The organism is Streptomyces sp. NPDC005408 (genome assembly GCF_040606445.1).
Classification (GTDB): Bacteria; Actinomycetota; Actinomycetes; order Streptomycetales; family Streptomycetaceae; genus Streptomyces.
This window is the reverse complement of record NZ_JBEXEX010000074.1, coordinates 1-21225: the sequence shown is the minus strand read 5'-3', so window position 1 is coordinate 21225 and position 21225 is coordinate 1. Positions and strand designations below refer to the sequence as shown.

Genomic DNA, 21225 nt, shown 5'->3' with positions numbered 1-21225 from the left:
TGGTCACCACACGGCGCGACCGGCTGCGCGCCGGACGGTGAAGAGCCGGGACGCCATACGGAAGTCGTCCCACTGAAGCGGTTTGTTGCCTAGCGTCGCGACCTGTGGCAGTTGACTATCTTTCAGAAGAGCAGTGCCGTTATCTGGATCTTTCACTCTCACTGGTTGGTGGGAGCTGTCATTTTGTGTTGCTGACAGTGTCAGTCGCGCGCCATCCCGACGTGCTGTGACTGAGCGTCCGGTCGTCCGCGGGCCGTGGACAGCAATGTCGCCGTGGGCATGGGACGAGTGGTTTATCGACTGGCTGTGGTGGGTGCCGCCGAGCCACACTCAGGTCATGGATGGCACGATTGCCCAGCTGGTTGGCGAACTGGACGCGGATTCGAGCGAAGTCGCGGAGGACGCTCAGCATGCGCTGATCGCTATGGGGCCAGACGTGCTGGACAAACTGATCGCAGCAGTACCCGGCCTGGGACCGTTTGGACAGCTGTGTGCCATTGAGGTCTTCACTGCGCTGCAGGATCCACGGCCCGGGGACGTGCTGATCGACCTGCTGGACAACAAGAACTCCACCGTTCGCCAATGGGCGGCCGAAGCCTTGGCGGACCTGGAGATCCAGCGTGCCGTGCCGGGACTTCAGCGAGCCTATGAGGCCTTTCGGCAGCGAGGTGAAGCCCCCGACGACAGCGAAGGAGTGGCACTTCGCGGTGCACTGAGTGACCTGGGTGCCCGTGACGTCGTGATCCCGCCCCAGGCCGCCGCGTTGCGGCGCTCGCTGGAGATCTTGGATCCGGCATGGCCGACAGTTCACCTCGCCGAAGTCATTGAGCAGCTTGCCGCTCACGGTCAAGCAGTGCTCTGTTTTCAGGTATGGCAGGTCAAGCCCGGTGGCGGGGCCTTCGGAGGCCATGGGCCGGGCATCGACTGGGAGATTGACCGCCGGTTGCCCTGGGATCGGATCGTGGCCGACTGCCGGGACTGGGCCTTGCTGGCAGCCGAAGCAACCCACAATGCTCCCGACTTGGTGGCGACGATTTGCTGGATCGACGCCGCGGACCTGTGATGGTCAGTGGCCCGATTAGGGCCTGTCCGGTCGATCATGTGACTACGTCGTGCCCAAGTCGTTGACGTGGACATGGGGCGGGGTGACCTGACGGATGGCGAGTGGGAACGGCTGCGGCCGTTCCTGCCGGTCAGCAACGGTCGTTGTGGCCGGCGGCGAAATCACCGGCAGGTGATCGACGGGATTCTGCACCGGGTGCGGACCGGCGTGCAGTGGCGTGACCTGCCTGAACGGTTCGGTCCGTGGAAAACTGTGTATGAACGCCACCGCCTGTGGTCAGCGGACGGGACCTGGGAGCGACTGCTCCAGCAAGTTCAGGCCGAGGCTGACGCCGCGGGCGAGATCGACTGGGACATCTCGGTCGACTCCACCATCGTGCGAGCACACCAGCACGCGGCCGGCGCCCGCACCGATCCGCCGCCGGCGCCCGCCTCAAAGGGGGCCGACGAGGTGGAACACGAGGACGAGACGGCGTGGCAGAGCCTCGTCGCCCGCCTGGAGGAGGTGGTGCAGGAGGTGAGGGGCTGGGCCGCTCGCGCAGAGGGTTCACCACCAAAGTGCACCTGAGCGCGGACGGCCGGTGCCGCCCGCTGTCCCTGATAGTCACCCCCGGCCAGCGGGCGGACTGCACCCACTTCAAGCCCGTGCTGGAGAGGATTCGCGTCCCTCGGATCGGGCCGGGCCGACCCCGCACGAAGCCGGACAGCATCGCGGCGGACAAGGCCTACAGCAACGGGCCCTGCCGCGACTACCTGCGGCGACGGGGCATCCGGCGCACGATCCCAGAGAAGACGGACAGCCGCGCTGCCCGCCTCCGTAAAGGATCACGAGGCGGGCGGCCACCGGGCTTCGATGAGAAGCGGTACAAGAAGCGCAACACCGTCGAGCGAACGATCAACCGTTTGAAGCAGTTTCGGGCCCTGGCCACAAGGTATGACAAGCGCCGATACGTCTACCTCGGCACCGCGACGGTGGTAGCCCTGGTCATCTGGCTCCGGACATGACTGCCGGAAACGGCTCGGAAACTGTCCTTGGTCGGCCGCTGACGTCACAGGGAACGGACTGCTGGTGCTTGTGCCCGATCGTTACTCGTGCATGGCTGCCGGGTCTCTCACTTGCGCGGCGCCGCGCGTGCGATACCTTGAACGCGTTCAACTGAACGCGTTCAAGGATGGGGGGCGTCGTGGAGGATTGCCAGGGAGTGTCCGCCCGGCAGCGGGCCTGGGCTGTGGCGGGGATCGTGGCGGCAGTGGGTGCGGCGGTCTTGGGGCTCTTGCTCTCGCTGTTCCTGGCTGGGCTCTTTGTTGTCAGCGCGGCAGCAGCCGCCGTGCCGCTCTTGATGCGAGAGCAGCCGAAGGTATTTGCCCGAGCTTGCCTCGTCATCGGGACGGGCCTGCTGGCCTGGGGGCTGATCGGTGCCGTCATTGGCATGTTCCTGTTTCTTCCAGCGGCCCTGCTGTTGCTGGTCGCGGCCTTCGTGGACGCTGGCAACCGCCCAGGTGCATGGTGGGGGGTGACGGTGCCCCTCGCAGGCGCGGCAGCCTTCGCGTTGATCGTTCTCCCGTCGGACCCTAAGAACGAACCGCCCCCGTACTTCAACGCGACACTGGACTCCACCAGCCGGTTCAACGACCGGGAATTCAATGAACGTAAGGAACGGCTGCGTGACTTCGGAGCCACGCAGGTCGAGGTGGCCGAGAGTGCCGGGCGGCTCAAACTCCACGTGGGCATACCCGAAAGCTTCCCAGAAGGGCGGAGCCAGGACGGGCTCAGGGAGGAGATCGACCGACTCCCAGGCGTCGTCGAGGTCCGCCTCTGCACGTTCCACACCTGCGATTGGTGAGTCACGAGACGTGGCCTGGTCGCGCGAAGGTGTCCCGTGTCGCCGAAGGCTGGCGGCGCGCCACCGAACGCAACGACCGCCCCGAAGCAGACACATGATCGACCGGACAAGTCCTAGCAGCTGGTGCCAACTCCTCATTCCGTCAGGGCAATTGGACCTCGAAGTTTGCTCCCGAGGCTGACGCGCTCAGACAACAGATACACCGATGCCTCGGCGGAGGTCGCGGAGCTGGCCGAGGGCCACGGCGAGTTCGTTGCGGAGCCGCTCGTTCTCCTCGCTGAGTTTGCGGCTGGCGCCCCGCAGGGCTCTGACCACCGTCTCGTGTGACTTGGTGGTGATCCGCTGCTGGTCGGGCAGGGCAGGTCTCCCCGTGGAAGGCTGTTTGCCAGCGAGGTCACGCAAATCTGGTGAGCAACGACGCCTGGTCAGGGTCGTAGAGGAAGGTGCGGGAGACTCCGGCTCGGGCGGCGACGCCGACGACGGTCACCGCGCCGCCGTCGCGCTCCAAAGCGTTCAGGACGGCCTGGACCCGCTCGATGCAGGCAAGACTGCGTTGCTGTGCGGCTTCGGCCAGGTGGGCCGAGTTGTCAGCCCGCATCGGCTGTCTCTCCCATGTTGGCTCGGCTTGTCGCGGTGTGGTCCGCAGCCGGGGACAGCTCGTCGTGTTCCTGGTCGGTGATGCGCGTGATGACGTGCTCGACGGCGGTGGCCAGCTGCTCGTTGACCTCGGCCACCCGGGACCGGCCGGCTGCCGTCGCGTCGGCCTGCAAATCGCGTGTGCGGGCGAGGGTGTCGCGGTGGATGGGCAGGAAGTGCTGATCGCTTTGGAAGTCCTGGCAGAAGTAGCAGCCGTCGGCCGCGGTCTTCGGGCAGGGCCGCGAGATGTGCCGTCCGCACCAGCCGCCGGCCACCGCGTGGAGGCGGCGGCCGATCTTTTCGGCGAGCCACTCGACGCCGGACAGGTCAGCGTCACGGCGGACCTTGACGGCTTCGCCCTTGAGGTTGAAGCGCACCTCGTACTTCTCCTCGTATTCGCGGCGAAGGGTCTCGTCCGCGATGCGCGAGTAGTGCTCCTGCATCTCCCAGGAGGTGTGGCCGAGGATTTCGCGGATGGTGCGGCCGGACACGCCCGCATTCGCCATGCGTGTGCCCAGCGTGTGCCGGAACTGATGCCAGTTGACGGTCGCGGGGTCGCCGTTGGAGTCGATGAGTTGGATGCGCTTCAGCCAGGCGTCGAAGCGGGTGTCGACCGTGCCGTAGGGCATCGGATACTTCCCGTTCGGGTTGCTGCTGACCTTCGGGAACCGGCAGGCGTCGCCCAACCGTTCCCGGACCGGGCGTGCTGCTCGCGGACTGCGTCCACCACGGCCCGACGCACGTACATCCCGATCTCCCCACCCGCTGGCTACTCGGATGGGGTAACGACTGTCACGGACAACGGTCACCATCGACTGTCAGCCACGGGGACGCGACACTTCGCCGGGCCCTGTGGCGAACGTCCCTGACACTTCCAGTCCGCGTACAAATAAAGAAGGCCCGGTACGCGCGCTTCGCCGGGGAGCAATCCGTCCAGGAACTGGAGGAGTTCTTCCGGCTGGACGCGGTGTCCTTGGAACAGGCGCAAGCCAAGCGCAGGGCGCATAACCGACTGGGCTGGGCGGTGCAGTGGGGCACGGTACTCGCGTCCAGGATGCCGAGCGAGTCCCGCAGGGTGCCGGGCATCACGATGCCGCCTGATGACGTCCGGCGACCGCATGACCGGCCTGGGGGACGCGTTCGCGCACTACGGCCGGATCTTCAAGACCCTGCACCTGCTGCAGTTCATCGACTCCGAGGCGTACCGCAGGATGATCGGCGTGCAGCTGAACATCGGCGAGGGCTGCCACGCGCTCGGCCGCCGGATCTTCTTCGGCCGCCTCGGCGAGCTCAGGCACGGCTACCGGGACGGGATGGAAGACCAGTTGGGAGCGCTGGGCATGGCGCTCAACTCCGTCGTGTGGTGGAACAGCCTCTACATGGACGCCGCGGTCAAAGAATTGGAAGCGGGCGGCGTTACCGTCTCCAAGTACATCCGTTCCCGGCTGTCCCCGCTGATGCACGAACACATCAACTTCCACGGGCGCTTTCCGATCGTCCGCTCCCACGGCGACGGCTCCCTGCGCGCGCTGCGCGACCCGAACGCCGCCGAGCAGTAGTGGGTGGTTGAGGTCAGCAGGACGCCCGCACACCGGATACGGCGACGATCGGATGTCCGGCCGCCTTTCCCGTGGCGTCCCGGCGCATGGCGGTCATGCCGAGGTCGGCCAGGCGGGGCACGAAGGTTACGTCGAGTTGCTCGACGGGGTGGAGCAGTCCCTGTTCGCAGGCCTGTGCCCGCCACACGGCGACCTCGTCCCCCGGGAAGGCCGGGTTGACACCGATCTCGCCCTTCGGGAGGAAACCGTTGAACGGCGTCGCGATGCCGTTCTCGTTCCAGTAGTTCCATGCCTGGAGGGCCTTGGCCTGTTCGAAGGCGAGGTAGAGCTGCGGATAGCGCTCCAGGATGCGCATTTCGCGGAAGATCGCTTGCCCCAGCAGGGAGGGTGCGGTCTTCGCCAGCACGTCGAAGTCCGCGTCGCGGAAGGTGAAGTCCCTCGCATCCTGATGGGGGTCGAGGGCGATGGCGGTGAACAGGTGGGAGAGGCGGTCGCGGGTGTAGGCGGCTGCGCCGGGCGCCAGCCGGGGCTCGATGCCGGTGATCAGGCTGCGCAGGCGACGGTGGCCCGGATGGAACCGGGACAGATCGAACAACTTGTCCATGCCCTCCACGGCCGAGAACGCCAGGCGCTTGTAGAGGCGGTTGTTCATCTCCCTGGCCTAAGCGAGGCCTAAGCGTACGTCCGGGTCTCCGTGCTGGTGGAGTGGAGCATCAGGTATTCCGAGAGCACCTCGAAGTACAGGTAGCCCAGGAACGGCAGGTCACGGGCGGCGGCGGCGAGCTGGTCGAGGAACGCGTCCGGACGCATCCGGCGCCCGGTGGCGCATGCCAGGAGGGTGTCCAGGAACGGGGCGGTGGCGCGGATCTGGTGCAGCGCCTTCCCGCGCAGCCGGCTGTCCTCGGCCCCGGTGAGGAAGCTGCGGTGCTTCAGATAGGTGCGCAGGTGTAGGCGGCCGAGCCGGAGGTAGTCGATGCCCTTGGTCGGCGTCGGGGCGGCTGCGCGGATCTCGATCACCAGAGTGGAGGTGTGCGGCTTGGTCTGCAGCAGGTAGGCACCGAGGTTGTGCGGGCGCAGGCCGGAGGGCTCCTCGGTGAGCGGCGCGCAGTACAGCGCGGCGAGAAGGCACCCGGTGGAGACATGCAGCTGGCCGCTGGCCCGGATGGCATCGAGGGCCGTCGTGGTGTGCATCAGATGGATCGCCCGTCCTCCGGCCAGGGACCGGGTCATGGCGTTTTGGGCGAGGAGCCAGCCGCCGGGGGTGTCGTGCTGCAGGCGGCGGCGCCAGTCGGCCTCGCTCTCGGCGCACCCGGCCGGGACGGGGCGGGTGGCCGCGTGGGTGTAGTCGGTGTGGGCGTCGTCGAGGTCGGTGTCCATGGGGGGGCGGGCTCCTTCTACGGGCCGGGGGTGAGGATCTGGCGGGCGGTGGCCAGGGCATGGGCGGAGTCGGCACCGTCGAGACGGGCCTGCTCGCTGTGCACGACGAAGGCGAACGCGAGGGGAGGAAGCCAGTCGGGCACCGGGATGCGCAGCCGGGAGGTGTCCGGCCACCAGCGCTTCAGCGGCAGGCGGTAGCGGTCCAGGCAATCGGCCGCCTTCAGCACGTCGACCAGGTGCGGGTCTTCGCGGTAGGCCCGCTCCTGCCGCTCGGTGAAGCGGTCGTAGGGCACGTCGTGCACGGCGATCGCCGCGGCCACCCGGTGCATCGCGGCCCTCGGCACGTCGTGTCCGAGGGCGCGGGCGACGGTTTCGGGGTGGCGCAGGAGCCAGGACGCGGCGCGCAGCCCGTGGCCGGGATCGGCCCGGTCATCGCGCCGCCGGCAGTCGTGGACGGCCCCGGCCGCGCATGCTGCCGCGGTCTCGTGGCCGTCGAGCCCGCACTCCTCGGTGATCAGGGCGGCGAGGAGACTGACGCGGGCGTTGTGGCGGATGCCGTGGTTGGCCTCGGCCTGCACAGGGCCGGCGAACCAGAAGGTCTGCGGTACGAGCATGCGTCCCGGGCGTGGGAAGCTGGGCGCGGCGTCGAAGTTCGCCGGGCGGTTGTCTCTGATCCACCCGAGCGTTACCTGGTCCATCGGCTGGTGAGCGAGCAGTCGGCGCTCAAAAGCGAGTTCTCGCAGGCTGGCAGGGGACCGCGAGGTTCGATCGGGCATGGGTGTCCTTCAAGTAGACGGGTACGGGCAGGCGTGAAGCTGGGCGTGGCGATCCTGACGATGGGCACGCGACCGAAGGAGCTGGCGGAGCTGCTGGCCTCGGTCCGTGCACAGACGGTTCCGGCGGCGCGGACCGTGGTGGTGGCGAACGGGTGCGAGCTGCCCGAGCTGCCGCTCTGGGTCGAGACCGTGCAGCTGGCGGAGAACCTCGGGGTGACCGGCGGCCGCAACGCCGCCTTGGAGCGCCTGAAGGACATGGACCTTGTGCTGGACCTCGACGACGACGGCCTGCTGGTCGCCGACGACGTCTTCGCCACCATCGCGGACCTGTATGCGGCGGACGCAAAGCTGGGCATCGTGGGTTTCCGCATCGCGGACGAGACCGGTGTGACCCAGCGCCGTCACGTACCTCGGCTGCGGGCCGGCGATCCGATGCGCGGCGGGCTGGTGACCGGCTTCCTCGGCGGCGCTCACGTGCTGTCCACGCGGATGCTGGAGCAGGTCGGCCACTGGCCGGACGCGTTCTTCTTCGCGCACGAAGAGACGGACATGGCCTGGCGGGCGATCGATGCCGGGTGGCAGGTGCGCTACGAGCCGCAACTGCTGCTGCAGCACCCCCGCACGTCCCCGGCCCGGCACGAGTTCTTCTACCAGGTCAACGCTCGTAACCGGGTCTACCTCGCCCGCAGGCACCTGCCGGCGCCGCTGGTGCCGATCTACCTGGGAGTGTGGATCACGCTCACCGTGATCCGCACCCGCAGCATTCCCGGGCTGCGGGCTTGGTTCGGCGGGTTCGGCGAAGGCTGGCGCACCCCCTGCGGGCGCCGCAAGCCGATGCGCTGGCGCACCGTGTTCGCCCTCGCCCGCCTCGGCCGGCCTCCTGTGATCTGAACCGCTCACGCGGCCTGGGCCTCGGTGTGCAGCCACGCCGGGATCGCCTCGGGAGTCCGGGCCAGCCACTCAACGTAGCGGCGGGCGCCGTTCTCGATGTCCACCTGCGGAGCCCAGCCGAGCACCTCCCGCATCCGGGAGATGTCGGCGCAGGCCCCCAGAGGGTCGCCCGGCGGACGGGGCGTCTCGATGATCTGCGCAACGGGATAGTGCCGGTGCACCAGGTCGGCGACCTGCCGGATGGATGTGGCACGCCCGGTGCCGACGTTGACGGTCGCACGGTGGGCGCGGTCCGTCACCGCCGCCAACAGTGTCGCCTCGGCGATGTCGTCGACGTGTACGAAGTCGCGGACCTGTCGGCCGCCGCCGTTGAGGTGCAGCGGCAGACCGAGCGCGGCCCGCATCGCGAACCAGGCCACCACCCAGCTGTGGCTGTTCTCCTTGACCACCTGCGGTTCGCCGTAGACGGAGAAGTACCGCACCACCGCATACGAGGCATCGGGGCCGCCAAGCGCCAGTGCGGTCTGGTGTTCGCCCCACAGCTTGGTGTTGGCGTAGATCGATCCGGGCGTCAGCGGGTCGCTCTCGCTGAACCGGGCCCCTACATCCGAAGAGCCGGTGCCGATGCCGTAGACGCTGGCCGAGGAGACGAAGACCAGCCGACTCAGCGTGCCACTATGCCGGGCCGCGGCATCCAGCACGGTCTGGGTGCCGTGGACGTTGGCCTGAAGTGCGGCCGTCGGGTTACGCGTGCACTCCGCGACATCAGCCAGCGCAGCGGCGTGGATCACCACATCGCTGCCCGCGACCAGGTCGTCCATCAGCGCGGCGTCAGTGATGTCGCCCGCGATCACGTCCGGGTCGCGAGGAGAGATACCGAAGACCGAGGAGTACACGGACGAGCCGTACGCGTCGAGCCGGCCCACGGCCAGCGGCTTGGCCCCCAGCGCGCGGAGCCTGTGCACGATGCGGCTGCCCACGAGCCCGAAGCCACCGGTCACCGTCACAGTGGCACCGGACAGAGCAGCAAAGCGATCCAATGCGTTCACGCAGGTCAACCCCTCTCCAAACTGCCGCGCAGGATGCGCGGCAGCGGCATGGACCAGAACAGCACCCGCCAACCACCGTGCCCCAGGGGATGGTTGTGTGGCCTGTGTGTGCCCGGCCCTGGCGAAGCGGCCTCGAAACACGCCCGGGTGCGGCATCGTGGAAGAGGAGGCATCGGCGCCGACGCTTGGGGGCGGCATGGAGTTGGACCGGCATCCGCTGGCACATCTGCGCCGGCGCCATCACTGGTCCATGGACGACCTCGCCCGGCTGCTGCGTGCCCAGGCCCGACAGCACGGGTTGCGCAGCGGCATCGACCGCAACCGGATCTGGCGCTGGGAAACCCAGAGAATCACGCCGAGCCCAGAGAGCCAGACGCTCCTGGCCTGCCTGCTCGATGTGCCCCCAGTCACCGTCGAGGCACTGGGCTGGCCCGACTGGCTGCCCGCCTTGGAACAACCCGCCCCGTTCAGCCCGTCGGGAAGCCGGGCAGCCCTGCGAGAGGTTCAGGTCACCCGCATGGATCGACGATCCTTTCTGGTACTCAGCAGCAGCACCCTGGTCGACCTCGCCGCCGAGTGGGCCCGCATCGAGCCGCGCCACCTGCACCAGGCCCTCGGCGGGCAGAGCGTGGACGGGGAACTACTGGAGTGGCTGGAGCAGCGGTCCGGTGAACTGCGGGCCCTGTCCGCCGGGCCGCATTCGCAGGTCTCCGGACTCATCGATGCCCATCTGCACACCGCGATCGACCTCATCGCCCAGGACCGCTATACGTCGGCAGCCCGCCGGCGCCTGCACGCCGTTGCCGCCGACCTCGCGCACTGCGCCGCATGGCTACGCTTCGATGCCGACCGGCACGCCGACGCCCAACGCCACTGGCAGGCCGCCGTCCACGCGGCCCACCAAGCCGGAGACCGCGACCTGGCCGCCGTCGCTCTGTCCGATCTCGCCTACCAGGCCACCTGGCTCTCCAGGCCCGCAGATGCGGTCCGCGTCCTGGAGCACGCCCGCTCCCGTACCCGCACGCCGGCCGCCCGCTCGCTGCTCGACGTACGCCGGGCACGGGCCTGCGCAGTACTCCACGACCGCCCAGGTACCAGGCGCGCGTTGGCGTCCGCCGAGACGGAACTGGAACGGATGCGCCCACAGGAGACACCCCCGGTGATCTCCTGGATGTCGATCGCGGACGTCAACGCCGACGCCGGCCCTCGACTCCGGGGCCGCCCGCTGCGTCGACCTCGTCTCCGCGCTCGTCCGCCGCCTGGACGGCCGGACCGAACAGCCGATCGTCGAGCTGCGCGAGTACGCCCAGGAACGCCTCGCCGTTTGACACGAGCAACAAGCCGGCCCCCCCAGTGTCGGCAAACGACCGTTCACCGACGTTGATTTCCGACGCGAGTTGCGACAGTGTCCACCTGCGAGTTTGTGATTGCGGGGGCGAGTGTCGGCAGACGGTCGTTGAGGTAGTTTCCGAAAATGCTTCTTGGCTACTGCCGCACTTCGACGGCCGACCAGAACCCCGACCACCAGATCGGCGCGCTTCTCCGCAACGGCGTCGACCGCGACAACATTCACGTCGACGTCGCCAGTGGCGCAAAAGCCTCCCGCCCCAAGCTCGACCTCGTCATGCAGTTGACGCGCGAGGGCGACACCAAGGTCACCCGACTCGACCGGCTCTCCCGTTCCGTCCTGCACCTGGTAACCCTCGGCGCCGACCTGCGCGAGCGCGGCATCGGACTGCACGTCATCGAGCAGGGCATCGACACCTCCACCATGGAGGGCCGCGCGATGTTCGGGATGCTGTCCGTGCTCGCCGAGCTCCAGCGTGAGCTGATCGTGGCGAACACCAACGACGGACTCGCCTCCGCTCGGGCCCGCGGCCGGGTCGGCGGGCGCCGCCCCAACTCACCGACGACCAGGCCGCGCTCGCCCAACGCCTCTACGGCGAACGGGAGAAGACGGTCCAGCAGATCGCCGACATGTTCGGCGTGCCACGGTCGACGGTGTATGGACACCTCGACAAGACCAAGACCGTCCCACGTCAGCCCAAGAAGACCACGGCCAAGATCATTCCATAGCGTTCAATCCTGGAGCACTACCGGCGTGACCCCAACGTAGGCGGATGATCTCGCGTTAGGAGGCGTCGCAGCCGATGCCGTCGCCGTCCCTGTCGAGGCGGTGTGGGTCGGTGCGGCCGACCCAGACAGGGCCGGGGAGATCGGAGCAGTCCACGTCGGGTATGCCGGCTGGCGGTCCTGCCGGGAGCCCGGGGGGTCGGTCAAGGTCCGAATCCGCTGGTGGGGGCGTCGTCCGGGGGGTGGTGTGACACGCCGACCATAGTCCCTTGCGGGCCTGCCGGGCTCTGTCGCCAGCCTGAGAAATCTCGGCCCAGTACTTGTCGTTGGGCTGGTACAGCACGCTCTTGGCGTGACCGCTTTCAACGAGGGACTTGTTGACGAAGACGCCCTGCTCGTTCCATACGTAGAGCAGGTATCGGCCGTAACGGTCCTTGAGCTGGACGTCACGTTCGACTCTCAGCCTTTGGCCCGGAGCGAGAAGCTTGGCGGTGCGGGTCGTGGCGTCGCGGCCGAAGCAGGCGCCCTTCTCGGGGGTGTCGATCTCCAGCAGCCGCACCCTGGCCGGGGTTCCGGCGGGAATGATCCTGCCATCACCTTGTACCTGGATCGTGTCGCCGTCGATCACACGCAGGACGACTGCGCGCAGTGGCGCCTTCGGCCGTGCCTTCTTCGGTTGCCCGGTGGCCGACGGTGGGGTGGTCTTCGACGGCTTCTGAACGGCTGCGGAGGGGGTACCTGCTGGGGCTTCTGACGGGGGCTGCGTCGTCTTGCCGACGACGGGGGGTGACTTTGGGGCGGGACCGTCCTCTTCCCCCAGAAGCGCTCCGAGTACGCCGAGGCCCAGGAGCGCTACGAGCACGACAAGTACCGCAGTGATCCAGGGATGCTTCAGACGCCGTGGACGTCCAGGAGGGGAGCTCCGGACGGCATTACGGCGCCAGCCGGCTGGGTCTGGAGAAGGAGAAGGGCACATCTCGTCCCCTCTGGGGGTTCTTCTCTTCAGTACAGCACCCGGGCCTCGAATTGCACCCTTCGCAAGCCCGCAGAAGCGTTACTGTCGGGGATCTCTGCTACGGCCACTCAGTCCTCTCGAGGCTTCCAGGCGCGGATCTCCAGGCCAACGATGACTGCGTCAGGGTCAAGGCGGCCGGTGGCGGTGAGCCATGTGTGTACTGCGGCTGCGACGTCCCCGCCAGCGGCGTCGACCATGGCTTTGAACTGGGCGCCGTCGAAACCTTCCTCGCCCGAGCCGGGTCCGCCGACGTTGTGGCCGTAGGAGCGTTCCTCAGTGCTGTCGGGCCGCTTGACGACATTGCGCCGCACGCCGGGGGAGTCGGCCAGACGGCCGGCATCGTGCTTGAACGCCTTTTTCTTGGCGCGGACGGTGAAGGCGACCCGCCCGCCGTAGCGGGCCGCGTCCTCTACCACCGGATAACAGCCGGGACGCTCCAGAGCTGATGTGCTGCTTAGAGGTCGCGCAGATAGGCGCGGTGCTGGTACCCCGGCAGCAATTCGCGGCCCTGCTGCCCGAACGACCGGAGTACCACCCGGACCATCCGCTGGGCTGCCACCGCCCACGCATCAGCGACCGGATCGTCTTCGACAAGATGCTGCAGCTCCTGCGCTTCGGCTGCTCCTACCGGGCGATCGCCGACACGACCTGCTCGGCCACCACCGTCCGCAACCGCCGCGACGAGTGGATCCGGCACGGCGTCTTCGCCAGGCTCAAGCAGATCGCGCTGGCCTCCTACGACCGGATCGTCGGCCTCGTCCTCGACCAGATCGCCGTCGACGGATCCATCACCAAGGCCCCCGGCGGCGGCGAGGTGGCCGGGCGTTCCCCGGTCGACCGCGGCAAACAGGGCCTGAAACGCTCCGGCATGACGGACGGTTACGGCATTCCACTGGGCCGCGTCCTGGCCGGAGCCAACCGCCACGACTCCCCGCTGCTCGCCCCGACCCTGGACCGCCTGGGCGACCTCGGACCGTTACCCGACGACATCACCGTCCACCTGGACGCCGGCTACGACTCCGACAAAACCCGCACCCTGCTCGACGAACGCGGCCTGCACGGCCGCATCGCGCACAAAGGCGAGAAAGCACCGATCCAGGCAAGTCAGAGGTGGCACGTCGAACGCACCCACGCCTGGCAGAACGCCTTCTACCGGCTCGCCCGCTGCTACGAGCGGCGCGCCACCGTCATCGACGCGTTCTTCGACCTGGCCGACACGATCATCACCGTGCGCAGTGTGATCCGGCAGGCATGGACGACCCACCGCTGGGACCAACGCCCGAACCGCCGGCCATGACCGCCACGCCATGCCTAAACGTCGCGTACCGCGAGCAGTTCGACCGCTGCCCCAGACGACTCCAGCAGAGGAGCAGCGACAGAACGCCGGGGATCCGCCCGGTAAGCAGCGAGATCCTCACTGCTGGGAAAGGTTATGAGGTGGGCCTCGACCTGATCGTCCAGAGTCCGCAGCCGGCGCTCAAGACACCCTCCATGCTCGGCAAGGAGGGGCAGGACCGCGCTTTCGTAAGCGTCGAAAGGGCCCAAGCCCCCTTCAGGCAGCCGCGCGAGCATCAAGTATGTGACGGCCATGGCTCCCTCGTAACTGTCTGCAAGCAGTGATCTTCTGAGCCTAACTGGAGTACACGCCCTCAATGCCGCCCTGTCGGCCGCCTATCTGCGCGACCTCTTACCGGCCCGGGCCATGGTGGACGTCCACTCCTTGTGCCGCTCTGCGCCCTTCCCCACCGTCTTCTCGGCGCGTACGACGTCTCGGCTCCGTACCCGCGCCCTCTTTCCCTCCCTCGTCAGGCGCGGCTGGATGTGGGCCGCGGCCAGGGCCTTCAGGGCCTCGATGCCACGCGGGCCGCCGGCCTGGACTTCCTGCACCACGGCCCGAAGCGCCTCCACGAAGCTGCCGCCCTTGTTCTTGGTGAAGAACTGGCTGACCAGCGAGGGGTTACGGCCCAAAATCTCGCCGACCTGCTTCTTCGAGAACCCCTCCGCCATCAACTGCTCGGTCAGCCGGGCCGCCTCGTTGCGCTGGGCCCGCCGCCCCCGGCCGGTCGCACGCCTTCTGCGCGGCGTCATGCGACCGCCTCCCGGTCTTCGTCGTCGGCGCACTCGTGATCGAAGTACGTCGTGGTGTCGTCGTCGAACTGGCCGTCACCCGAGACGCCGCAGTCGTGGCAGTGCCATTCGGCGCTCCAGGTGGCCGCACCCTCGCCGGCGCAGTCGTGTTTCGAAGAGGCGGTGTCCTCGTCGGCCCACTGAGCTTCGCCGGACGCGCCGCATGCCGCGTGCTCCCACGTCCCGCCGCATGCCGCTTCTGTGCTCACTGCTCTTCCGCCTCGAGGGCCTGTCGGCCGAGGTCCTGCAGGACGTAGAACTCCTCATCGGTGGTGGGAGTGGTCTGCTCCCAGGCCATGGCGCCCTTCAGCAGGTAGTCGCCGGGCTCGCCCCGGTACGGCCAGTCGGGGCGGATGGAGCTGTAAATGGCGTCGGTGCGGAAGGCGAGGATCGACCCGACCGGCAGGTGCAGCGCACCGGCCTTTACCGGCTTGCCCGTTGCCGGGTCTTTGGTGCCGGTGCTGGCCGACAGCAGCGCGGCCCGGGCCGCCGACCAGACACCGGCCGCCCAGTCCGGGTGCGCGTACGGGTCCCGGGCGAAGCCGCTGTTGCGCTCCCAGCTGACATGCGTGTCCGAGAGGCCGGTCAGCCGCGCGCCGTCCGGGATCTCGGGGACCTCGCCGCCCGCGCCCAGCTCGAGTGAGCCGGTGGTGATGCGGGGCCGCTGCGCGAACGTGCCGATCCCGTACAGCAGGATCGACCGCACCGCACGCGACGCGAGGCGCGCGGCCTGGCGCTGCCGCTCGTCGCCATGGACTTCGGCCAGCGCTCGCAGCGACTGCCACGCGTCCTTCAGCTTGTTTGCCCAGCCCTTGAGCGGGTCACCCTTCTCCCAGACCAGGCCGTCCAGGATCTCGATGCGCCACGGCTGGACAGGGTTGCGCAGCGCCAGATTCACCTCGGCGCCGCCCGCCCACGTCACGAAAGTCCGGCCGCCCTCATACGGGTAGTGCCACGACCGCTCCCCAGGTGCCGGCGCGGGCAGCAGGCCCACATGATTCCACTCCTTCGGGATGGTCACCCGCACCTGCCAGTGCGAGGGGGCGAACAGCGCGTCGGTCTGCTCCTTCTCGCTCATGGCGGCGAACGCGGCCGCGGTCACCCGCTGCGGCACACCGACACCGGAGGACCAGGTGTGCTTGGCGTAGGCGAACGTCCGGTCGGCCTCGTACCAGCCGGGCACCCGCTCCGGCACGCGCGGCGGGGTGATCAGCTCGGTGCGGCCCTGCCCGGCGGTGGCGTGCAGCAGCCCGCGGATCTCCTGGCTCATGACGGGGAATCCGTCCGCCCAACGGGCGCCGGCCTTCGCGGGGATGGTCCGCGACCACAGGTCCCGGCCCGTCTGCGACGGGGAGCCCATGAGCACCACATCGTCCCAATGCCGCTTCAAGGCCTTCCACAGCAACACGAACGCCTTACGAACAGTGGCCGGATCGGCACCGGCCGAGTCGAACCACTCGCCCACGCTGCGGATTTCGGTGTGCTGGTCCTTGCCGCGCTGCCAACGGCCCACCGGGTTGCGCGGGTGGACCAGGTGCCCCGCCTGCCGGTCCTTGCCGCGCGACGACTCCACCGCCCAGCCCTGCGGCAGCGGCCCGTTCAGCCAGTCGGCGACCGCGTCCTTCAAGAACTGGTGCCGCTCGGCGTCCCGGTGCCACGGATCGCCGGCGGTGACGTAGATGCGCTCCACATCCGCCGGGACCGTTGCGTACACCGCAGTGAGGATCTCCGCGACGCTCGCACGCCCCAGGTCCAGGGTGACCGTTCCGCCCTGCCACACCAGCACACCGGTCGCGGTGTCCAGGAACGCCATCTGCCGGGCGGCCTGCTTGAAGTTGGGCCGGGTCGACGCCAGATCCTTCTCGGCCCTAAACCAGCGGTCACCCGCCTCACCCTCGGGGATCGACGGCAGCGTCCGCTCCTGCGCCCCGTCCGGAACGGGCGCCGGGACCGGGGCGGCCAGCGCGGGGGAGGGGGCCAACGCCTCGGTCGTGGCATTGCTGTCCGCCAGCTGCTCTTGGTGCTCGTCGTCGTCCTCGACTCGGGCTGGCCGGACGGACGAAGGTTGGGCGCCAGGGCACCAGCCGGTTCCTTGACCGCCTGCGCGGGTTTCTGCGCCTCTGTGCGATCTCTTGCCCATCGCCGGAATACAGCACCACCGGAATGACGCTCCCGCCAGCTGGAGCCTCCCAGTTGTCTGTAAGCACTTCTGTTGGCCCCGCTGTACCGGTTTGTTCTGGCTCCATGGGTGTACGGAGTTGATCCGGCTCCACCAAGACCAACTGCTGCAGGATGAGGTCTGCATTGCGTCGTCTGGCAGCGTGAGAGGGGCCGTAGGTGGTCGGTCAAGACGCGTGGCAGAGGCTTACTTTGGGGCTCTTCCGACGAGTTCGTAGCGAATTGATCAAGTCTGTGGACGGCGTCGAGGACGCTGCCCTCGATTGGAGGCCGTCGCCCGGCAGCAACAGCATGGGATGGCTCGCCTGGCACGTGGCCCGAGGTCAGGACCGGAACCTGTCCGAGATCATGGGCGATTCTCAACGATGGCTGTCGGAAGGGTGGGCTGGTCGTTTCGGTCGTCCAGCGGATCCGTCGGACACCGGTCTCGGACACTCGGCCGCGCAGGCGACGGCCTTCCGGAACCCAGGGAGCCAGGTACTGCTCGCCTATCACGGTGACGTCCACGAACTGGCGGAGGATTACCTGTCGGCCGCACCGTGTGGCGATCTCGGCCGGACCGTCGTCAGCCCCACGTTGGGCAACGTCCACACGGTCGAAGAACGCTTGCAGGGGCTGATCACGGACTCCTTCGCTCACCTGGGGCAGATCGCCCTGCTCCGCGGTCTCATGCCTGGCGGCGGACGGTAACCGCCCTCACTCTTGGGGCCTGATCCCCGTCCGCCTCGCAACGACAGGGACTTACAAACACCCAGTGGACCGCCGCCCGACGCGAGGCCTACGCCAACGACCTGGGCGCCGTCTACGACCTCACCCATCTCGACTATGCGGAGCAGCTGCGCTGGCGCACCCAGCGCTGCTGGGCGCACGCCGCGGCGTCCCAGGCCGCGGACCTGGCGCTGGCGGACTGCCATCCTGACCCGGCCCGCTACGCGCACCGAACTCGCGCGTGCCGTCCGCGTCATGCCGCTCGCCGCCACCTGTGACCGCACCCGCCTGATGACCCTGACGAAGGCCAACAACCCGGACCGTGCATTGAGCCGCGTTCACCCGCCGACTCGCCGGCCTGCTGCCGCTCGATGTCGTGGCCACCCACTACCCGGATTCCGACCACCGCGTCACGCTCGCCCTCGACTTCAGACCGAGCGCCGACAGCATCATCCGCCGCGCCGCCCAGCAGCTGGGCCAGCCACCCAGCGTCTTCGTCCAGCAAGCCATCCACCGCGCCCTGACCCGCCAGGCCCGTGAAGAAGCCGAGCACCGCGACCATGCGATGGAAATGCTGCTGGCCCGCACCACCCCCGCCCGGCTCCTGGCAGCCGCCGGGCGCACCCTCACCCACACGCCGCTGGAACGTGACTGTGCTGAATCCGACTGACGAACAGACCGCAGCCGCCGACGTCTTCCGCGCCGGCGACCACCTGGCCCTCCAAGCGGGCGCCGGCACCGGCAAGACCAGCACCCTCGTCCTGCTGGCCTCCTCCACCCGGCGCCGCGGCCGCTACATCGCCTTCAACAAAGCCATCGCCCACGATGCCGCCGCCCGCTTCCCCGCCACCGTGGCCTGCAAGACGGCCCACTCCCTCGCGTTCGCCGCGATCGGCCACCGCTACGCCCGCCGCCTGAACGGACCCCGGCAGGCCGGCTGGAAGACCGGCGTGGCCCTCGGCATCACCAAGACGGTGCGCATCGGCGAGCGCGACGTGACGCACAAGGCCCTGTCTCACACCGTGCTGCGCACGGTGACCCGCTACTGCCACTCCGCCGACCGCACCCTCACCCGCCATCACGTCCCGCGCCTGCGCGGTCTCGACGACATGGACCTGCACACCCAACTCGCCCATGTGGTCCTGCCGTTCGCTCAGAAGGCCTGGGCGGACCTCCAACACCCCGAGGACGGCGTGGTCCGCTTCGACCACGACCACTACCTGAAACTCTGGGCACTCACCGACCCGACGATCGAGGCCGACTTCCTCCTCCTCGACGAAGCCCAGGACACCAACCCCGTCCTCGAACAGGTCTTCACCCTCCAACGCGCCCACGCCCAGCTGGTGATGGTCGGCGACTCAGCCCAGGCCATCTACGGATGGCGCGGCGCCCGCGACGTCATGACCGGCTTCGACGGCCACGCCCTGACCCTGTCGCAGTCCTTCCGCTTCGGCCCCCGCCTCGCAGAAGAGGCCAACCGGTGGCTGGCGATCGCCGATGCACCGATCCGCCTCGCGGGCACCGACGCGATCCCCACCTCACTCGCCCCCGTCGAGGAGCCCGACGCGGTGCTGTGCCGGACCAACATCGGCGCCATGACCGAAGTCATGACACGCCTCGCCTCAAAGCACCGCGTGGCGTTGGCCGGGGGAGGGGACAGCCTGCGCGCCCTGGCAACCGCCGCCCGCGACCTGAAGGAGGGACGCCGCACCTGGCATCCCGAACTCCTCCTCTTCGCCTCTTGGGGAGAACTGCAGGACTACGCCGATCACGATCCCGCGGGCAGCGATCTGAAGCCGTTCGTCGACCTCATCGACCAGCACGGCCCGGATGCCATCCTCGCCGCCGTCGACCAACTCACCCCTGAGGCCGACGCAGACGTCACTGTCTCCACCGCCCACCGTGCCAAGGGTCGTGAATGGGCGAACGTACGGATCGCCGACGATTTCAGTCCGCCCAAAGACACCGACCAGCAGGATGCGAATGGCCGACCAATCCCCGGCCCGATCGACGACAGCGAAGCACGTCTCGCCTACGTCGCCGTCACCCGTACTCGCCACTGCCTCGACCTCGGCGGCCTGTCCTGGATCCACGACCACCCCGACGGGCACACCCGGGAAGACTCTCAGGAACCGAGGGAAGCGACGGAACGCAAATCTAGGGGTGATGCAGTGAGCGACACGCTCAGTCGGGGCGGCCGCCAGAGGAGGGTTGACCGGACCAGCTGAGGACTGCCCATCGCGGGTTGTGTTGCTCCAGTCGCTGCCGAGCCACCGACCGGTCTGTTCGCCGCGTACGCCGGTAGGCAGCATGTTCGCATGGCCGGGTAAGTCCTTGCGGACGCTCAGGAGTTTCTGTATTATGTCCTGAACGTCGGCAACGAATTTAAGGTGCCACAGGTATGACCGACCGGATGGGTCAACTTCTTGCAGCCTGTGACCGGCAGGAGTTCGAAACCTGGCAGTCCAAGAGCGGCTTGTGGTTCTTTCGAAGAGACCACATGACGGTCACGTTCTCTCACACGCCGGAGACGGCGAGTGACTGGTTTGGCCTCATTCAGCAGCTGCGAGACGCCGGACTCACCTTCCCTGAGGAGGACTGAGGCTGGAGGGGGCCGCACTACCCGCGGCCCCCGACGTCCCATCCGGGCTCGAAAGGGCGACAGAGATACGACACAACGAGAGCACAAGACACGAAAAGGAACGAGAGACCAAGGAAGATAGGAACCGTAGGAATGACCACGGACTGGCATGCCACCGTCACTGCCGGGGGCGTACATCCGCTCACTCCCGAGGACTACGAGTGCCTTCACACCGTCGTCCACGGTGCGACTCGCCACGACGCTAGGACTAACCGCCTCAAGTTGTCGTGGCGACTGCAAGCAACCACGCTCACGCAAGCCAGTGAGGCCGCCCTCAAGACCGCACGAACAGCACTGCGCCAGGCCGGATACACCAAGCCCGAACTGCTGGACGTCCGGGTGCAGACGGTGGCCGACTTCGAGCGAGAGGTCGAATTCCCACCCGCTGCAGACCTGGTGGGCTACAAGGAAGCAGGTGAACTGCTCCAAGTGTCCCGCCAGCGCATCTCAGAACTGGAGAAGACTCGCCCTGACTTTCCCCACCCGCTAGCGCGCCTTGCGTCGGGGCCAGTGTTCACAGCAGCGTCCGTGCGAGCGTTTGCCGACAGATGGGAACGTAAGCGAACCGGCCGCCCCCGCAAGTCAACGGGGTAGATGCGGCCCCTGTCCCCCCGAGCACCCGGGTGGGGCAGGGGCCGTCGCACTGGATGAGTTCAGGCAAGGGCAGGCGCCGATAGCGGCCGCACCGATGCCGCAACTGATGACTGCGCGCATGGCCGGCGCCCTCGCGCTGACGCTGCGCGGTGAGTGCCGTCACCGAAGGAAAATGGTCGGTGTCCAACCAGCGCAAGTACTACCTGGGCATCGGAATGATCGCCGACGAGGAGACAGCATGAGCTCGCTGATCACTGAGGACGAGATCAGCCACGAAACCGACCTGGTATGGCTCGAGGACCCACCGACGTCGACTACGTACGCCAGAGCCTGGACCCACGCCCAACTCGGCCCCAAGCCAAGGCGTCTCGCTCCTCCGGAACCTTCGTCCGCCGCGTCTTCTGGCTCCTCCCGCACGACCGTGACAGCGACCCCGAAGGCGTCTACGCCACCGGAGCGCCGGCCGAGGCCATCGACCCCAGAACCCTCGCTCCCGCCAGCAAAGTCCGCAAGACTGAACGCTCCGAAGGCGGGCCACCCTCCACCGCGATGCAGGAACTGGGCATAACGCTGCCGCTGTAAAACTGCAACCTCCTCATGCGGGACTGTAAGACGTTCGGTGTAACTCCCGATCATGGAAGATGCATCGATGACCAGTGAGAACGTGACAGAGCACGAGCCCGTGGAGTCGACAG

Annotated in this window: 22 protein-coding genes and 5 pseudogenes; 15 read left to right on the top strand and 12 right to left on the bottom strand. The window is 68.1% G+C overall.

Annotation, left to right across the window (positions count from 1 at the left end):
* The first annotated feature begins 337 nt into the window (after window positions 1-337).
* From ABZS64_RS36225 to ABZS64_RS36215, 3 genes and pseudogenes are all read left to right on the top strand, one after another.
* A complete protein-coding gene (locus ABZS64_RS36225; RefSeq protein ID WP_355838949.1) occupies window positions 338-1063 on the top strand; it encodes a hypothetical protein in 726 nt (241 codons plus the stop codon).
* A 72-nt stretch (window positions 1064-1135) separates the two neighbouring features.
* Window positions 1136-2067, top strand: a pseudogene (locus tag ABZS64_RS36220) (IS5 family transposase).
* A gap of 197 nt (window positions 2068-2264) precedes the next feature.
* Window positions 2265-2906 carry a hypothetical protein gene (locus ABZS64_RS36215; RefSeq protein ID WP_355838947.1) on the top strand — a complete coding sequence of 214 codons (642 nt, stop codon included), beginning with the start codon at window positions 2265-2267 and terminating at the stop codon, window positions 2904-2906.
* 186 nt (window positions 2907-3092) lie between these two features.
* On the opposite strand, the gene ABZS64_RS36210 is transcribed toward ABZS64_RS36215, so the two are convergent.
* Genes ABZS64_RS36210 through ABZS64_RS36200 form a run of 3 tightly spaced genes read right to left on the bottom strand, consistent with a single transcriptional unit; the run spans window position 3093 to window position 4171 of the window.
* Window positions 3093-3308 (bottom strand): hypothetical protein, encoded by a 216-nt coding sequence (locus tag ABZS64_RS36210; protein ID WP_355838945.1) that lies wholly within the window; start codon window positions 3306-3308, stop codon window positions 3093-3095.
* Window positions 3301-3504 (bottom strand): hypothetical protein, encoded by a 204-nt coding sequence (locus ABZS64_RS36205; protein ID WP_355838943.1) that lies wholly within the window; start codon window positions 3502-3504, stop codon window positions 3301-3303. Before ABZS64_RS36205 ends, ABZS64_RS36210 begins: the two co-directional genes overlap by 8 nt.
* Window positions 3494-4171 carry a tyrosine-type recombinase/integrase gene (locus ABZS64_RS36200; protein ID WP_355838941.1) on the bottom strand — a complete coding sequence of 226 codons (678 nt, stop codon included), beginning with the start codon at window positions 4169-4171 and terminating at the stop codon, window positions 3494-3496. Before ABZS64_RS36200 ends, ABZS64_RS36205 begins: the two co-directional genes overlap by 11 nt.
* A gap of 74 nt (window positions 4172-4245) precedes the next feature.
* Between ABZS64_RS36200 and ABZS64_RS36195 the strand changes: the two are divergent.
* Both ABZS64_RS36195 and ABZS64_RS36190 read left to right on the top strand, forming a co-directional pair.
* Window positions 4246-4539 (top strand): annotated as a pseudogene (locus ABZS64_RS36195) (hypothetical protein); the annotation flags it as partial.
* A 7-nt stretch (window positions 4540-4546) separates the two neighbouring features.
* Entirely contained in the window at window positions 4547-5101 is a 555-nt protein-coding gene (locus tag ABZS64_RS36190) for a Tn3 family transposase (protein ID WP_355838967.1), read from the top strand.
* A gap of 13 nt (window positions 5102-5114) precedes the next feature.
* Here ABZS64_RS36190 and ABZS64_RS36185 read toward each other — a convergent pair whose 3' ends face one another.
* From ABZS64_RS36185 to ABZS64_RS36175, 3 genes are read right to left on the bottom strand one after another with little or no spacing between them, the layout of a single operon-like run.
* Window positions 5115-5753 (bottom strand): hypothetical protein, encoded by a 639-nt coding sequence (locus tag ABZS64_RS36185; RefSeq protein WP_355838939.1) that lies wholly within the window; start codon window positions 5751-5753, stop codon window positions 5115-5117.
* 20 nt (window positions 5754-5773) lie between these two features.
* Window positions 5774-6478 carry a hypothetical protein gene (locus tag ABZS64_RS36180; RefSeq protein WP_355838937.1) on the bottom strand — a complete coding sequence of 235 codons (705 nt, stop codon included), beginning with the start codon at window positions 6476-6478 and terminating at the stop codon, window positions 5774-5776.
* Between the two features lie 17 nt (window positions 6479-6495).
* Window positions 6496-7254 (bottom strand): hypothetical protein, encoded by a 759-nt coding sequence (locus ABZS64_RS36175; protein WP_355838935.1) that lies wholly within the window; start codon window positions 7252-7254, stop codon window positions 6496-6498.
* Window positions 7255-7314: 60 nt separating this feature from the next.
* Between ABZS64_RS36175 and ABZS64_RS36170 the strand changes: the two genes are divergently transcribed.
* Window positions 7315-8145 (top strand): glycosyltransferase family 2 protein, encoded by an 831-nt coding sequence (locus ABZS64_RS36170; protein WP_355838965.1) that lies wholly within the window; start codon window positions 7315-7317, stop codon window positions 8143-8145.
* 5 nt (window positions 8146-8150) lie between these two features.
* On the opposite strand, the gene ABZS64_RS36165 is transcribed toward ABZS64_RS36170, so the two are convergent.
* Complete coding sequence (locus ABZS64_RS36165; RefSeq protein ID WP_355838933.1) at window positions 8151-9194, bottom strand: NAD-dependent epimerase/dehydratase family protein; 1044 nt, start codon at window positions 9192-9194, stop codon at window positions 8151-8153.
* Window positions 9195-9351: 157 nt separating this feature from the next.
* Here ABZS64_RS36165 and ABZS64_RS36160 point away from each other — a divergent pair, with 157 nt between their 5' ends.
* From ABZS64_RS36160 to ABZS64_RS36150, 3 genes and pseudogenes are all read left to right on the top strand, one after another.
* Entirely contained in the window at window positions 9352-10578 is a 1227-nt protein-coding gene (locus ABZS64_RS36160; protein WP_355838931.1) for a helix-turn-helix transcriptional regulator, read from the top strand.
* Between the two features lie 90 nt (window positions 10579-10668).
* Window positions 10669-11016 (top strand): annotated as a pseudogene (locus ABZS64_RS36155) (recombinase family protein); the annotation flags it as partial.
* A 122-nt stretch (window positions 11017-11138) separates the two neighbouring features.
* Window positions 11139-11270, top strand: a pseudogene (locus ABZS64_RS36150) (ArsR family transcriptional regulator); the annotation flags it as partial.
* Between the two features lie 55 nt (window positions 11271-11325).
* On the opposite strand, the gene ABZS64_RS36145 reads toward ABZS64_RS36150, so the two are convergent.
* Both ABZS64_RS36145 and ABZS64_RS36140 read right to left on the bottom strand, forming a co-directional pair.
* Window positions 11326-12129, bottom strand: coding sequence for a thermonuclease family protein (locus ABZS64_RS36145; protein ID WP_355838929.1), 804 nt, complete (start codon window positions 12127-12129; stop codon window positions 11326-11328).
* 221 nt (window positions 12130-12350) lie between these two features.
* Window positions 12351-12698 carry a hypothetical protein gene (locus tag ABZS64_RS36140; protein ID WP_355838927.1) on the bottom strand — a complete coding sequence of 116 codons (348 nt, stop codon included), beginning with the start codon at window positions 12696-12698 and terminating at the stop codon, window positions 12351-12353.
* A gap of 29 nt (window positions 12699-12727) precedes the next feature.
* On the opposite strand from ABZS64_RS36140, the gene ABZS64_RS36135 reads away from it, so the two are divergent.
* On the top strand, window positions 12728-13579 hold the full coding sequence (locus ABZS64_RS36135) for an IS5 family transposase (RefSeq protein WP_355838925.1): 852 nt from the start codon (window positions 12728-12730) through the stop codon (window positions 13577-13579).
* A 374-nt stretch (window positions 13580-13953) separates the two neighbouring features.
* Here ABZS64_RS36135 and ABZS64_RS36130 read toward each other — a convergent pair whose 3' ends face one another.
* Genes ABZS64_RS36130 through ABZS64_RS36120 form a run of 3 tightly spaced genes read right to left on the bottom strand, consistent with a single transcriptional unit; the run spans window position 13954 to window position 16390 of the window.
* The gene (locus tag ABZS64_RS36130; RefSeq protein WP_355838923.1) at window positions 13954-14370 is read right to left on the bottom strand and encodes a hypothetical protein; all 417 of its coding nucleotides are present in this window, start codon (window positions 14368-14370) and stop codon (window positions 13954-13956) included.
* Window positions 14367-14618, bottom strand: a complete 252-nt coding sequence (locus ABZS64_RS36125) for a hypothetical protein (protein WP_355838921.1) — start codon at window positions 14616-14618, stop codon at window positions 14367-14369. Before ABZS64_RS36125 ends, ABZS64_RS36130 begins: the two co-directional genes overlap by 4 nt.
* Window positions 14615-16390 carry a Mucin-19 gene (locus tag ABZS64_RS36120; RefSeq protein ID WP_355838919.1) on the bottom strand — a complete coding sequence of 592 codons (1776 nt, stop codon included), beginning with the start codon at window positions 16388-16390 and terminating at the stop codon, window positions 14615-14617. Before ABZS64_RS36120 ends, ABZS64_RS36125 begins: the two co-directional genes overlap by 4 nt.
* Window positions 16391-16746: 356 nt before the next feature.
* Between ABZS64_RS36120 and ABZS64_RS36115 the strand changes: the two genes are divergently transcribed.
* From ABZS64_RS36115 to ABZS64_RS36095, 5 genes and pseudogenes are all read left to right on the top strand, one after another.
* On the top strand, window positions 16747-17277 hold the full coding sequence (locus ABZS64_RS36115) for a DinB family protein (RefSeq protein ID WP_355838917.1): 531 nt from the start codon (window positions 16747-16749) through the stop codon (window positions 17275-17277).
* A 394-nt stretch (window positions 17278-17671) separates the two neighbouring features.
* Window positions 17672-17965, top strand: a complete 294-nt coding sequence (locus tag ABZS64_RS36110) for a hypothetical protein (protein WP_355838915.1) — start codon at window positions 17672-17674, stop codon at window positions 17963-17965.
* Window positions 17952-19523 carry a UvrD-helicase domain-containing protein gene (locus ABZS64_RS36105; RefSeq protein WP_355838963.1) on the top strand — a complete coding sequence of 524 codons (1572 nt, stop codon included), beginning with the start codon at window positions 17952-17954 and terminating at the stop codon, window positions 19521-19523. Before ABZS64_RS36110 ends, ABZS64_RS36105 begins: the two co-directional genes overlap by 14 nt.
* Window positions 19524-19696: 173 nt before the next feature.
* A complete protein-coding gene (locus tag ABZS64_RS36100; RefSeq protein WP_355838913.1) occupies window positions 19697-19897 on the top strand; it encodes a hypothetical protein in 201 nt (66 codons plus the stop codon).
* Between the two features lie 871 nt (window positions 19898-20768).
* A pseudogene (locus tag ABZS64_RS36095) lies at window positions 20769-21112 on the top strand (DUF6009 family protein).
* Window positions 21113-21225 lie beyond the last annotated feature (113 nt).

Excerpts from the sequence above, each read along its gene's own strand:
- ABZS64_RS36225 (WP_355838949.1), top strand. The coding sequence starts at position 338 with ATGGATGGCACGATTGCCCAGCTGGTTGGCGAACTGGACGCGGATTCG.
- ABZS64_RS36205 (WP_355838943.1), bottom strand. The coding sequence starts at position 3,504 with ATGCGGGCTGACAACTCGGCCCACCTGGCCGAAGCCGCACAGCAACGC.
- ABZS64_RS36200 (WP_355838941.1), bottom strand. The coding sequence starts at position 4,171 with ATGCCCTACGGCACGGTCGACACCCGCTTCGACGCCTGGCTGAAGCGC.
- ABZS64_RS36185 (WP_355838939.1), bottom strand. The coding sequence starts at position 5,753 with ATGAACAACCGCCTCTACAAGCGCCTGGCGTTCTCGGCCGTGGAGGGC.
- ABZS64_RS36180 (WP_355838937.1), bottom strand. The coding sequence starts at position 6,478 with ATGGACACCGACCTCGACGACGCCCACACCGACTACACCCACGCGGCC.
- ABZS64_RS36175 (WP_355838935.1), bottom strand. The coding sequence starts at position 7,254 with ATGCCCGATCGAACCTCGCGGTCCCCTGCCAGCCTGCGAGAACTCGCT.
- ABZS64_RS36170 (WP_355838965.1), top strand. The coding sequence starts at position 7,315 with ATGGGCACGCGACCGAAGGAGCTGGCGGAGCTGCTGGCCTCGGTCCGT.
- ABZS64_RS36135 (WP_355838925.1), top strand. The coding sequence starts at position 12,728 with ATGTGCTGCTTAGAGGTCGCGCAGATAGGCGCGGTGCTGGTACCCCGG.
- ABZS64_RS36130 (WP_355838923.1), bottom strand. The coding sequence starts at position 14,370 with ATGACGCCGCGCAGAAGGCGTGCGACCGGCCGGGGGCGGCGGGCCCAG.
- ABZS64_RS36100 (WP_355838913.1), top strand. The coding sequence starts at position 19,697 with ATGACCGACCGGATGGGTCAACTTCTTGCAGCCTGTGACCGGCAGGAG.